General features: G+C 71.3%; 13 protein-coding genes. 9 read left to right on the top strand and 4 right to left on the bottom strand.

Translation table 11 applies throughout. The features are described 5' to 3' along the window. Positions 1 to 151: 151 nt before the first annotated feature. Entirely contained in the window at positions 152 to 388 is a 237-nt protein-coding gene (locus I8920_RS05635) for a hypothetical protein (protein ID WP_198658166.1), read from the top strand. Continuing rightward, positions 385 to 702, top strand: a complete 318-nt coding sequence (locus I8920_RS05630) for a hypothetical protein (RefSeq protein WP_198658165.1) — start codon at positions 385 to 387, stop codon at positions 700 to 702. Before I8920_RS05635 ends, I8920_RS05630 begins: the two co-directional genes overlap by 4 nt. Here the strand turns inward: I8920_RS05630 and I8920_RS05625 are convergent. Further along, a complete protein-coding gene (locus I8920_RS05625) occupies positions 671 to 1,591 on the bottom strand; it encodes an NmrA family NAD(P)-binding protein (RefSeq protein WP_198658164.1) in 921 nt (306 codons plus the stop codon). The genes I8920_RS05630 and I8920_RS05625 overlap by 32 nt on opposite strands. A gap of 10 nt (positions 1,592 to 1,601) precedes the next feature. Further along, positions 1,602 to 2,180 carry a MarR family winged helix-turn-helix transcriptional regulator gene (locus tag I8920_RS05620; protein ID WP_198658163.1) on the bottom strand — a complete coding sequence of 193 codons (579 nt, stop codon included), beginning with the start codon at positions 2,178 to 2,180 and terminating at the stop codon, positions 1,602 to 1,604. A gap of 78 nt (positions 2,181 to 2,258) precedes the next feature. Between I8920_RS05620 and I8920_RS05615 the strand changes: the two genes are divergently transcribed. The 5 genes from I8920_RS05615 to I8920_RS05595 all read left to right on the top strand — a co-directional run bounded on the left by I8920_RS05615 (position 2,259) and on the right by I8920_RS05595 (position 8,147). Then, complete coding sequence (locus I8920_RS05615) at positions 2,259 to 3,440, top strand: epoxide hydrolase family protein (protein WP_198658162.1); 1,182 nt, start codon at positions 2,259 to 2,261, stop codon at positions 3,438 to 3,440. Positions 3,441 to 3,545: 105 nt separating this feature from the next. Further along, positions 3,546 to 4,718, top strand: coding sequence for an ROK family transcriptional regulator (locus I8920_RS05610; RefSeq protein WP_198658161.1), 1,173 nt, complete (start codon positions 3,546 to 3,548; stop codon positions 4,716 to 4,718). A 155-nt stretch (positions 4,719 to 4,873) separates the two neighbouring features. Further along, positions 4,874 to 5,992, top strand: a complete 1,119-nt coding sequence (locus I8920_RS05605; protein WP_198658160.1) for a sugar ABC transporter substrate-binding protein — start codon at positions 4,874 to 4,876, stop codon at positions 5,990 to 5,992. A 125-nt stretch (positions 5,993 to 6,117) separates the two neighbouring features. Further along, positions 6,118 to 6,882, top strand: coding sequence for an ATP-binding cassette domain-containing protein (locus I8920_RS05600; protein ID WP_198658639.1), 765 nt, complete (start codon positions 6,118 to 6,120; stop codon positions 6,880 to 6,882). Next, positions 6,879 to 8,147 (top strand): sugar ABC transporter permease, encoded by a 1,269-nt coding sequence (locus I8920_RS05595; RefSeq protein WP_198658159.1) that lies wholly within the window; start codon positions 6,879 to 6,881, stop codon positions 8,145 to 8,147. The genes I8920_RS05600 and I8920_RS05595 overlap by 4 nt, the downstream gene beginning before the upstream one ends. Before the next feature lie 206 nt (positions 8,148 to 8,353). On the opposite strand, the gene I8920_RS05590 is transcribed toward I8920_RS05595, so the two are convergent. After that, positions 8,354 to 9,220, bottom strand: a complete 867-nt coding sequence (locus I8920_RS05590; protein WP_198658158.1) for an SMP-30/gluconolactonase/LRE family protein — start codon at positions 9,218 to 9,220, stop codon at positions 8,354 to 8,356. 70 nt (positions 9,221 to 9,290) lie between these two features. On the opposite strand from I8920_RS05590, the gene I8920_RS05585 reads away from it, so the two are divergent. Both I8920_RS05585 and I8920_RS05580 read left to right on the top strand, forming a co-directional pair. After that, the gene (locus tag I8920_RS05585) at positions 9,291 to 9,683 is read left to right on the top strand and encodes a VOC family protein (RefSeq protein ID WP_198658157.1); all 393 of its coding nucleotides are present in this window, start codon (positions 9,291 to 9,293) and stop codon (positions 9,681 to 9,683) included. A 25-nt stretch (positions 9,684 to 9,708) separates the two neighbouring features. Continuing rightward, positions 9,709 to 10,740, top strand: coding sequence for an LLM class flavin-dependent oxidoreductase (locus I8920_RS05580; RefSeq protein WP_198658156.1), 1,032 nt, complete (start codon positions 9,709 to 9,711; stop codon positions 10,738 to 10,740). Between the two features lie 111 nt (positions 10,741 to 10,851). Here the strand turns inward: I8920_RS05580 and I8920_RS05575 are convergent, their stop codons facing one another. After that, positions 10,852 to 11,922, bottom strand: coding sequence for a magnesium and cobalt transport protein CorA (locus I8920_RS05575; RefSeq protein WP_198658155.1), 1,071 nt, complete (start codon positions 11,920 to 11,922; stop codon positions 10,852 to 10,854). Positions 11,923 to 12,030 lie beyond the last annotated feature (108 nt).

Raw genomic sequence — 12,030 nt, 5'->3', positions numbered from 1 at the left:
CGCACGCGACGACGGACGGGAGGCCCGGTGCCAGCTGGCACCGGGCCTCCCGTCCGTCGCGGTGCGGGCCGGACGCTGCGTCGTTGCAGGATCGAGACCCCGGGAGCGCGTGACGTGCGCCATCCTGGAGCGCAACGGGAGGGAGCGCGCGGTGGATCGGGTGATCGGGTGGGGCACGCTCGCCGTCGTCGTGATCGTGGTGGTGGGGATGCTCAGCCTGCTGCAGACGACCACCTGCGTCGACGCCGTCCCCGGGCTGGGGACGAGTTCCTGCACCACTGAGCCGATGCTCGGTGTCGCGGGCACGTGGATCGCCGTGGTCATCGGTGCGCTCGTGGTCGCCCTGTGCGTCTGGCGGATCGTCCGGACGCCGGAGCACCGTCGGTGACCGGGACCGAGACCGCACGGGGACGGCGCCCCTGGACGATGATCGCCGTCGTCGTGCTCGTCGCGTGGGCGTTCGTGACCGCGCTGCTGTTCCCGGTGGCGTGGTCCGAGGAGCACGAGGGACCCGGCGACCAGGTGTGGCGGACCTCGACGAGCGCCCTCGGCGTGCCGCTGTGGCCCGAGTGGGACGTGCTCGTCTGGCTCGTCGCACTCGTGCTGGTGCCGGTGGTCGTCGTCGGTCTCGCGTTCCTGCTCGGCCGCCGACGACCGCACACCGCGACCGTCAGTCCGTCGCCGGGTGGCCCTGCCCGCTGAGGTGCGCCCGGAGCACGTCACGGACACTGGTCCACTGCTGCACGCCGTACCGGTCGTTGTCGACGTGGCGCAGCTGCGCCTGCCCGCTGAACATGCTCACGAAGTACTGCATCCCCTGCCACGCCGGGAAGGGCTCGTCGCCGTCGCGTGCCAGCCGTCTGCCGACCGCGCTCATCGCCGACAGCGTCCCCGTCGTCCCGGCCCACTGCAGCCGGAACCGCTCCCCCGTCAGCTCGCTCACGGTCCGGGCGACGTCCCGCGCGGACAGCTGGTCGCCCGCCATCTCGACGACCCGCGGGGCATCGTCGTCCAGGGCGGCGAGCGCCGTGACCCGGGCGACGTCGTCCTTGGTGGTGAAGTCGAGCACCTGGTCCGCCGACGACCAGAAGAGCACGAGCCGGCGGCCGAACAGGATCATCGGGGCGTCACCGGTGAGCAGGTCCGTGAACATGCCGGTCAGGATCGACGTCGCCTGCACGGGGGCGGCGTCGACGTCGGCCGCGAACTCGCGGCGGAGTTCGAAGTTGCGGTTGGTCCCGGGCGCGATCCGCCGGTAGTCCGCCGAGTAGTCGGACGGGATGAACCGTCGCACGCCCGCTGCGACCGTCGCCGCGAGCAGGGCACGCTGCGCGTCGACGATGACCGGGCGGGTCCCGCTGACGGCGGAGACGACGACGTCGGACCCGGCGACGGCCCTGGTCAGCCCGTCGTGGTCGTCGTAGGCGGCCGTGACGACCTGGACCCGGGGGTCGGCGCCGAAGCGCTCGGCGGCGGTCGTGCTGCCCGGTCGGGTGAGGACCCGGACCGTGACGTCGTGGTGGGTGAGCTCGCGGACGATGCGGTGTCCGAGGTCACCGGTGGCGCCGGCGACGAGGATGGTGGTGGTCATGGGCTGAGCCTCACTCTGTGGTGGTCGACGTGGTCGTCGCGGTGCGCCGTCGGGATCGCTCCGGGACGGCGAGGGGGTGGGGGAACGCGGGGTCGGACGCATCCGCTCCGGGGGCGGTGAGCCCGGCGGTCAGGGCGACCCGGGCCAGCAGGTGGCGCAGGGTCGCCTGCTCGTCGTCGTCGAGGTGTCGCATGAGCTCGCCCTCGGCGTCGCGCAGAGCCGTCCGGGCCTGGTCGAGCAGGCTCCGCCCGGACCGGGTCGGGTGCACCTGCCGCACGCGGCGGTCGGTCGGGGCCGGTCGGCGCTCCACGAGACCGCCGGCCTCGAGTGCGTCGACGACGTAGGTCATCTGGGTCTTGTCGATCCCCAGTCGCCGCGCGAGCTCGAGCTGTGACGACGGTTGCTCGGTGGTGACCGCGACGAGCACCTGGTAGCCGCGAGGACCGCCCGGCACGCTCGCGACCGCCACGCTCCCCAGTCGGGTGAAGCCCTGGAACGCCAGGGGCAGCGCCCATCCCAGTTCGGTCTCGATGCCCTGCGCGCCCCAGTCGATCTCGGGGAGCGCGTCGGCCGGCGTGGAACTGTCCATGACGGAGACGGTACCGGAACAAGATCGTCTTGTGCAAAGATCATCTCGACCACAGACGATGACGACCACGAGGACACCATGCCGGACAGCGCACCCATCACACCGTTCACCCTCGACGTCCCGCAGCGGGAACTCGACGACCTCCGACGCCGACTGCTGGCGACCCGCTGGCCCGATGCCGAGACCGTCGACGACACGTCGCAGGGCCCGCGGCTCGAGAAGGTCCGGGCGCTCGTCGAGCACTGGGCGACGGACCACGACTGGCGCCGGACCGAGGCGCTGCTGAACGACTGGGGCCAGTACACGACCGAGATCGACGGGCTCGACGTCCACTTCCTGCACGTCCGGTCCGCCGTCCCCGGAGCCCGTCCCCTGCTGCTCACCCACGGGTGGCCCGGCTCCGTGCTGGAGTTCCGACACGTGATCGATCCGCTGACCGACCCGGAGGCGCACGGCGGCGACCCGGCGGACGCCTTCCACCTCGTGATCCCGAGCCTGCCCGGCTTCGGGTTCTCCGGCAAGCCCAGGACGACCGGGTGGAACCTGTCCCGCACCGCGGCGGCCTGGTCCGTGCTGATGGCGCGACTCGGGTACACGCGCTGGTTCGCCCAGGGCGGCGACCTCGGTGCCACCGTCACCGCGGAGCTCGCCGCGCGCCAGGCCACCGAGGACATCGGCCTGGCCGGTATCCACCTCACCATGGCGCTCTTCATGCCGACCGACGACGAGGCCCGGAACGCCTCGCCCGACGAGCAGGTCATGCTGCAGGAGACCGGCTACTACTGGCAGCAGCTGTCCGCCTACTCGCAGCAGATGGCGACCCGCCCGCAGACCATCGGGTACTCGCTGGCGGACTCCCCCGTCGGGTTGGCGTCGTGGATCTACGCCATGTTCCAGGACGTCGGCGGATCGCACGACGAGCACGGCGACGTGGAGCGGCTCTTCTCGCTCGACGACGTCATCGACGACGTCATGCTCTACTGGCTGCCGAACACCGCGGCGTCCGCAGCGCGGATGTACTGGGAGGCGAGCCGCACCGGCTGGGCCAACCCCGGAACCGTCGAGGAACCGCTCACCGTGCCGGTCGGCCTGAGCATCATGCCGGGCGAGTACGTCCGTCGCTCACGCCGCTGGGCCGAGCGGCGCTACGCCGACCTGGTGTTCTTCAACGAGGTGGCGCGCGGCGGGCACTTCGCCGTGCTCGAGCAGCCGGACCTGCTGGTGGCCGACATCCGGGCCACGTTCCGCGCGGTCCGCTGACGCCGTGGTCGCGACCCCGTGTCGGACGGGAGGTGCGGTGCCAGCCGGCGCGCGCCTCCCGTCCGTCACGGGGAGCGTCCCGCAGCCGCCCGTTACGCTGTCCCCGTGTCAGAGCAGCGCCGCAGTCCGGGGAACCAGACTTCACTCCGTGAAGCCAACCGGGGCCGGGTCGTCAGCGCGGTCAAGCGACACGGCGGGCTGACGCAGGTCGAGTTGGCGGGCGTGACCGGCCTGTCCCCCGCCACGGTGTCGAACATCGTCAAGGAACTCGTCGCCACCGGGGCCCTGCACGCCACACCGAGCACCTCGAGCGGGCGCCGAGCACTCCGCGTGACCCTGCCGCACGGCCTCGGACTCGTCGCCGGCGTGCACGTCTCACCCCGCCACCTGCGGCTGGCGCTGTCCGACCTGAACGGGTCGGTGCTGGCCGAACGCCACATGCCCCTGGCACGCGACCACCGCGCGGACGCCGAGCTCGACAAGACCGCGCTGCTCGTGCTGGACATGGCCGAGTCGATCGAGTCGTCGATGGACGAGGTGCTCTCGGTCGGCCTCGCCGTCGCCGCACCGATCGACGCGCGCACCGGGATGACCGCCCGGGGCGGGATCCTGCGCGGCTGGGACGGCATCGCCCTCGGGCAGTCGCTCTCCCGCCGACTCGACAAGCCCGTGCAGGTCGACAACTCCGCCAACCTCGCCGCGCTCGCCGAGCACCGCAGCGGAGCCGCGCGCGGCCGGGACACCGTGGTCACGCTGGACGTCGGCAACGGCATCGGCGCGGGGCTCGTGCTGGACGGACGGCTCTTCCGGGGCCACCACGGCACCGCCGGCGAGTTCGGCCACACGCCGGTGCTGCCGAACGGGCCGCTGTGCCGGTGCGGCAACCGCGGGTGCCTCGAGGCGGTGGCCGGAGCCCCGGCCGTGCTCGAGGGGGTCCGCGACCAGGTCGGCACCCTGAAGCTGGCGGACCTGATCCTCCGCGCGATGGGCGGCGACCAGGCGTGCATGCGGGCCGTCGCCGACGCCGGACGGGCGATCGGGACGGCCGCGGTCGGACTCTGCAACGTCCTCGACCCGGAACGCGTCGTCGTGACGGGCGAGTTCGCGCGGGCCGGCGAGCTGCTGCTCGGGCCGATGCGGCACGCGCTGGAGTCGTCACTCATCGTCGACGTCGACCGCACGCCCGACGTGGTGCAGGGACAGCTCGGCGAGAAGGCGTCGGTCACGGGCGCACTCGCCGTGGCGATCGAGGCGGTCGACGTCATGCGCGCGCGCTGACCGGCAGTCGCGCCGATCCCTTCGTGCAGTGCGCGGACAGATAACGTTTTCGTCACGTCGCGCGGTCCTTGTGTTCAACTCTTGCAGCCAAGAACGCACGCTGGCACACTCAGGGCACCGCCGATGGGGGCGGTCCACTGTTGGAGGACGTTTCAATGAAGAAATCCACCACACGAGCGATGCTGGGCGTCAGCGCCCTGCTGCTCGCGATCACCACCCTGGCGGGCTGTTCCAACGGTGCCGATGCCGGCACCGACTCCGGCTCCGGCGGCGGCGGAGACGCGTCGAAGGCCAAGATCGGCCTGCTCCTGCCCGACTCCGTCACCGCCCGCTACGCCAGCGCCGACCGCCCGCTCTTCACCGCCGAGGTGAAGAAGCAGTGCAGCGGCTGCTCCGTCATCTACGCGAACGCCGACGGCGACGCCTCGAAGCAGCTGCAGCAGGCCCAGTCGATGCTCACGCAGGGCGTCAAGGTCCTGGTCCTCGACCCGTTCGACGGCGAGGCCGCCGCGTCCATCGTGCAGCAGGCGAAGGCCAAGAAGGTGCCGGTGATCTCGTACGACCGGCTCATCAACAGCCCGGACCTGAGCTACTACATCTCGTTCGACAACGAGAAGGTCGGTGAGCTGCAGGGGCAGGCGCTGGTCGACGCCCTCAAGGCCGAGAAGGTGCCGGAGGGCTCGGGCATCATCATGGTGAACGGCTCCCCGACCGACAACAACGCCTCGCAGTTCAAGAAGGGCGCCCACTCGGTCATCGACGACAGCGGGTACGAGGTGCTCGCCGAGTACGACACCCCCGGCTGGGACCCCGCCAAGGCCCAGGACTGGGCGGCCGGCCAGATCAGCAAGCTCGGCAAGGAGAAGATCGCCGGCGTCTACGCGGCGAACGACGACACGGGTGGCGGTGTCATCGCGGCCCTGAAGTCGGCCGGCGTCACCGACCTCCCGCCCGTCACCGGACAGGACGCCTCCCTCGCGGGCATCCAGCGGATCCTCGCCGGCGAGCAGTACATGACCGTCTACAAGGCGTTCAAGCCGGAGGCCGAGCAGGCCGCCGACCTCGCGATCCAGTTCGCGAAGGGCGAGACGCCGAAGGGCGACACCACCGTCGACACCGCCGGCGGCGCCAGCGTCCAGTCGACGTTGCTCGACCCGGTCGCCGTCACCACCGACAACGTGCAGTCGACCGTGGTCGCGGACGGCCTGTACGAGGTGTCGAAGATCTGCACCACGCAGTACAAGGCAGCCTGCGACAGCGCCGGCATCAAGTAGGTCCGACCCCTGCCCGCCCGGTCCGAGCGCGGACCGGGCGGGCCTCACCGATCGAGGACGACACCGTGAGCACGACACCCGTGAGCAACGCGTCACCAGCAGCACACCCCTCCGCCGACCCGGTGATGTCCCTGCGCGGGATCACCAAGCGCTTCGGCGCCGTCCAGGCCCTGACCGACATCGACTTCGACGTGTACCCGGGTGAGGTGGTCGCCATCGTCGGCGACAACGGCGCGGGCAAGTCGACGTTCGTCAAGATCCTCGCCGGGGTCTACACGCCCGACGGTGGCACGATCACCTTCGGTGGCGACGAGGTCACCGTCCCGAACCCCGCGGCAGCCCAGTCCCTCGGCATCGCCACGGTCTTCCAGGACCTCGCCCTCGCCGACAACCTCGACGTGGTCTCGAACCTGTACCTCGGTCGCGAGATCGCGCACCCCTTCCTCGACGAAGAGGAGATGGAGCGCCGCTCGTGGGAGCTCCTGCAGCAGCTCGCCGCCCGGATCCCGTCCGTGCGGATCCCCATCGCATCGCTCTCCGGCGGCCAGCGGCAGACCGTCGCGATCGCCCGGTCACTGATCGGCGACCCGCAGGTGGTCATCCTCGACGAGCCCACCGCCGCACTCGGGGTCGCCCAGACCGCCGAGGTCCTCAACCTCGTCGAACGGCTGCGCGAGCGGGGCCTGGGCGTCGTGCTCATCAGCCACAACCTCGCGGACGTGCAGGCCGTCGCCGACCGGGTCGCGGTGCTGCGACTCGGACGCAACAACGGCACGTTCCGCATCGACGACGTCTCCTACGAGGAGATCATCGCGGCGATCACCGGCGCCACCGACAACGCCGTCACCCGTCGCGCCGCCGCCCGCACCGAGCAGGAGACCAGCGCATGAGCAAGACCGACGAGACCCTCACCGCGGCGACCCCGACCCCCTCGGCGGCGGACCTGCAGGACGAGCGGCTGCTGCGTGACCAAGGACTCGGCGGCGCCGCGAAGGCCTTCGTCCGACGGGTCCGCGGCGGCGACATCGGTTCGCTGCCGGTGGTCGTCGGGCTCGTCGTCATCTGGGCGGTGTTCCAGGCGCTCTCCCCCGACTTCCTGTCCCCGGGCAACCTGGTCAACCTGGCCCTGCAGTGCGCCGCGGTCGGCACCATCGCGATCGGCATCGTGCTCGTCCTGCTGCTCGGCGAGATCGACCTGTCCGTCGGCAGCGTCAGCGGGCTCTCCGCCGCGATCCTCGGCCAGGGACTCACCACGCTCGGCTGGCCGCTCTGGCTCGTCCTCGTCGTCGCCCTGGCCGTCGGTGCCGCGGCCGGGCTGCTCTACGGGCTGCTGTTCACGCGCTTCGGTGTGCCGAGCTTCGTCATCACGCTCGCCGGACTGCTCGGGTTCCTCGGCCTGCAGCTGCTCATCCTCGGACCGAACGGCTCCATCAACCTGCCGTACGACTCGCCGATCGTGCAGTTCGCATCGGCTTCGTACCTGCCGCCGTGGCTCGCGTACCTGCTCGCCGCGCTGGCCGCCGGCGGACTGTTCTTCACCGAGGTCCGTCGCGCCGCCCGCCGCCGACGCGCCGGACTGTCGACCGGTGCGATGTCCCTGACCATCGTGAAGTCCGTCGCCCTGTTCCTCGGGCTCGCCCTGATGGTCTGGTACCTGTCCCGCGACTTCGGCACCGGCTCGTCGTTCGTGTTCTTCATCGTGCTCGTGGTGCTCATGAACTTCGTGCTCAAGCGCACCCGGTGGGGTCGCTCGGTGTTCGCGGTCGGCGGCAACGTCGAGGCCGCGCGCCGATCCGGCATCCGGGTCAACCGCATTTACATCTCGGTGTTCATGCTGACCTCGCTGTTCGCCACCGTGGGCGGCATCCTCGCCGCCGCCCGCCTCAACTCGGCGAGCCTGTCCTCCGGCGCCGGCGACACGAACCTCAACGCCATCGCCGCCGCCGTCATCGGCGGGACCAGCCTGTTCGGCGGACGCGGCAGCGCGTGGTCGGCGCTGCTGGGCATCATCGTGATCCAGTCGATCTCGAACGGGCTCACCCTGCTCAGCCTGGACTCGTCGATCCGCTACATGATCACCGGTGCGGTCCTGCTGCTCGCGGTCATCATCGACTCGCTCTCACGTCGCAGCCGCGCCAGTCACGGCGCGGCCTGAGCGGGGCCCTGGACCCCGCCACGCCGACGGACGGGAGGCCCGGTGCCAGCTGGCACCGGGCCTCCCGTCCGTCTCGGCTTGCGTCTCGAATCCGGAAGACGCCATCGTGTTCCCCCGACGCCGCCATGTGCGCACGGCGCCGCTGAATTTGGCGGCGTCTCAGCAACACGACGGCGTCTCAGAGTGGAGTCAGGCCGCGCCCGGGTTCACCACCCCGGCACCTCGACCCGGACCGAGCTGATCCGTCCTGCACGCGTCGTCGCCGTGACGGGCGGGTCGTAGCTGTCGGCGGTCGCCAGGTAGAGCGTCCGCCCGTCCTCGCCGCCGAGCGCGCAGTCGATCGCGCAGTCGCCGGGTGCGTCGATGCGGTCCGTCACCTCGCCACCCTCGAGGACCCGGAGGAACTCCCCCGTGTCGACGGAGCAGACCCAGATCCCGCCGTCTCGGTCGACCGTGCTGCCGTCCGGGGTCACACCGCCGGGCAGCGCCGCCCACTCACGTCGGCCCGTCAGCGAGCCGTCGTCCTCGATGTCGAACGCCGTGAGCCGACCGCCCCAGGTCTCACTGACCACCAGGGTCCGGGTGCCGGGCAGGATGTTGGCGCTGTTCGGGAACACCAGGCCCTCGGCGGCCAAGCGGACGGAGCCGTCCGGGTCGATCACCCAGAGCGGTCCGGGTCGCAGCTCCTCGCCCGCGTACAGGTCGTAACCGAAGGCCCCGATGTACGTGCGACCGGTCGCCTCGTCCACGAGCAGGTCGTTCACGAGGGACGACTCGACGGTGGACAGGTCGGCGAACACCGAGGAACGGCCGTCCGCATCGACGGCGACGACCGTGCGGGACTCCATCGAACTGACGATCAGACGCCCGTCGGCGAGCCACCCGAGGCCGGACGACTGCCCGTCGATGGTGGCCTCGAGCCGCGGGCCGTCGGTCGCGGCGGGGTCGATCGAGAACACCTCGCCGGTGTGCATGTCCGAGTACCAGAGCCGCCCGTCGTGCCAGCGGTTGCCCTCCGGGAAGCGGATGCCGGAGATGACGATGTCGGTCGCGGAGTCCAGGGTGATGTGCACGGACCCAGCCTGCCAGCGGGACCGTGCCGCTGCCCGGACGGATGCGGTGGCGGCGGCCTAGGGTCGTCGCATGCCCGGTCGTCACCTCATCCACCACCTGGGCGTCTTCGCCGGCGACTTCGCCGCGAGCGCCGCGTTCTACACCGCCGCCCTCGCACCCCTCGGCATCGGAGCCGGCCACCGCACCGACTCCGTCGCCGAGTTCTGGCAGCACGGGGACGACACCCCGAGCGTCTCGCTCGAGACCGCCCGGACCCAGGAGGCGGTGACGCGCGGACTCCACCTGGCGTTCGAGGCCGGCTCGCGGAGCGAGGTCGACGCCTTCCACCGCGAAGCCGTCGCCGCCGGAGGGGTGTCGCGTCACGAGCCGCGGTACTGGCCGGAGTACGGCGCCTACGCCGCGTTCGTGTCCGACCCGGACGGCAACAACGTGGAGGCGCTGGTCAAGGAGCCCCGGCCCTGAGCCACGCATCTGGCACGATCGACGCATGCCCCTCGACGGAACGCCCCTGCAACGCCTCGGTTTCCTGACGATCGGGTCGTTCGACCCCGCGCGACCGTCCGAGGGCCACGAGGACACGCTGCGGGTGATCGAGCGCGCCGAGGCCCTCGGCTTCGACAGCGCCTGGCTGCGCCACCGGCACCTACAGCACGGCATCTCGTCCCCCGTGGCCGTGATGGCCGCGGCCTCGCAGCGCACGACCCGCATCGAGCTCGGCACCGCCGTCACGCCGATCGGGGCGGAGAACCCGTTCCGCCTCGCCGAGGACCTCAGCACGGTCGACGTGCTCCTGGGCGGCCGCCTGCACCCCGGCTTCTCGGTCGGCACCCCGATGCACTTCGACCTGTACCGCGACGCGATCTACCCCGACACCGCGGAGCACGAGGACCTCGGCAACGAACGGCTCCTGCGCTTCCGCAACCTCGTCCGCGGCGACGCCGTGACCGACCCCGTCGAGCGTCGCGGGATCGAGGAGTTCGCCCGCACCGTCCAGCCGCACAGCCCGGGGCTGGTCGACCGCCTCTGGTACGGCACCGGCAGCACGAAGTCGGCCGTCTGGGCGGGCGAGAACGGCTTCCACCTGCTGACCTCGAGCGTCACGCGGAGCGAGCTCGGCACGGACTTCGCCACGAACCAGCGCGCGCAGATCGACGCCTACCTCGACGCGCACCCCGACCGCGCGGCGGCACGTGTCTCACAGGGCCTGGTGGTCATCCCGACCGACACCGCAACGCGCGAGCAACAGGAGCGGTACCGCGCCTACGTCGACAGCCGCTCCGGTCGCGTCGGCGTCCCGACGGGTCCCGCCGGCATGCTCTTCGCCGCCGACCTCGTTGGCACGTCCGCCGAGATCGCCGACCGCCTGCGAGCGGACGTCGGCTACCAGGCGGTGACCGAGGTCGCCTTCGCGCTCCCGTTCTCGTTCGAGCCGGACGACTACGCACAGATCATCACCGACATCGCGGAGCGGCTCGGCCCGGAGCTGGGGTGGTCGCCTGCGACGGTTCCCGTCGCGTGAACGCGGCAGCAGGACTGCCGCAGCGCCGCAACGCGGTGGACGCGACCAGGGCACCGGACTGGAGGCGCGGTGCCAGCTGGCACCGCGCCTCCAGTCCGTCGTCACGCACGTTCAGAGCCAGTGCTTCCGTTTGAACACCGCCCACAGCACGACCGCCAACAGGACCATCGCGACGATCGCCGCCGGGTACCCCCACGTCCACCGCAGCTCGGGCATGTGCTCGAAGTTCATGCCGTAGATCGACGCCACCAGCGTCGGCGCGAACAGGATCGCCGCCCACGACGAGATCTTCTTCACCTCTTCACCCTGCTCCATCGATGCCCGCGCCAGCCGCCGGCTCTCCTCCCCCTGCGCCAGGCTCGCACTGGTCATCCGGCGCATCGCGTCGTTCTGCTCCTGCGTCACCAGGGTCGAGTGCAGCGTGAGCGCGTTCTCGAGCAGGGTCCGGAACGTGTCCACTCGCTCGGTGACGCGGATCGCGTGGTCCAGGACGTTCCGCAGCTGGTTCTGCACCTCGGTGTCCGTGCCGTACTTCTGGGAACCCCGCAGCAAGGCGTTGAGCATCTCGGGCAGCGGGCCGATCGCACGCTGGAACCCGATGACCTCGCTGAGCAGCTGGTAGATCCGCCGTGACGACGCCGGGTCGACGTCGCCGTCGAACAGGTCGTCCTCGATGTCGTCGATGTCGTCCTGCAGCCCGGCGACCACCGGGGCGTAGCTGTCGATCACCTCGTCGAGGACCGCGCAGAGCACCGCCTCGGACCCGCGCCCGAGGGCGTCCGGGTCCGCTTCGAGCCGCTTCCGCACGTCGGCGAGGTTCGGACGCTCCGCCTGGCGCACGGTGACGACGAAGTCGCGCCCGGTGAACAGGTGCACCTCGCCGAACTCGACCGTCTCGGCGTCCTCGTCGTACCAGGCGGGTCGCAGCACCACGAACAGCGTGTCGCCGTACCGCTCGAGCTTCGCCCGCTGGTGTCCCTTGTGCGCGTCCTCGACGGCGAGCGGGTGCAGCCCGAACTCGTCGGCGACGGACGCCAGTTCGGTGGCTGTCGGCCGGAACAGCCCGATCCACGCCATCGCGCCCGCGCCGGCGGCGTCGAGGGCTTCGTACGTGCGCCCGAGGTCGTCCGGCGAGTCCGTCCGGGTTCCGTTGACGTAGATGCCGTTGTCGATGAGGGCCACCGGTGTCCTCCTGGTTCCGTGGGGCGGTGCGGCCCGGAGCGGGCCGGGGCGATCGTAGCCGCGGCGCACGCGGTCAACCTGCCGATCATGCCGGTGCGCCGTCGGCGT

It is taken from the genome of Curtobacterium sp. YC1 (genome assembly GCF_016267665.1).
Taxonomy (GTDB): Bacteria; Actinomycetota; Actinomycetes; order Actinomycetales; family Microbacteriaceae; genus Curtobacterium.
This window is presented reverse-complemented; position numbering and strand designations above follow the sequence as displayed.

Bases quoted from the DNA above. Each gene is read 5' to 3' on its own strand.
- I8920_RS05625 (WP_198658164.1), bottom strand. From the start codon at position 1,591: ATGACCACCACCATCCTCGTCGCCGGCGCCACCGGTGACCTCGGACAC.
- I8920_RS05620 (WP_198658163.1), bottom strand. From the start codon at position 2,180: ATGGACAGTTCCACGCCGGCCGACGCGCTCCCCGAGATCGACTGGGGC.
- I8920_RS05615 (WP_198658162.1), top strand. From the start codon at position 2,259: ATGCCGGACAGCGCACCCATCACACCGTTCACCCTCGACGTCCCGCAG.
- I8920_RS05605 (WP_198658160.1), top strand. From the start codon at position 4,874: ATGAAGAAATCCACCACACGAGCGATGCTGGGCGTCAGCGCCCTGCTG.
- I8920_RS05600 (WP_198658639.1), top strand. From the start codon at position 6,118: ATGTCCCTGCGCGGGATCACCAAGCGCTTCGGCGCCGTCCAGGCCCTG.
- I8920_RS05595 (WP_198658159.1), top strand. From the start codon at position 6,879: ATGAGCAAGACCGACGAGACCCTCACCGCGGCGACCCCGACCCCCTCG.
- I8920_RS05585 (WP_198658157.1), top strand. From the start codon at position 9,291: ATGCCCGGTCGTCACCTCATCCACCACCTGGGCGTCTTCGCCGGCGAC.
- I8920_RS05580 (WP_198658156.1), top strand. From the start codon at position 9,709: ATGCCCCTCGACGGAACGCCCCTGCAACGCCTCGGTTTCCTGACGATC.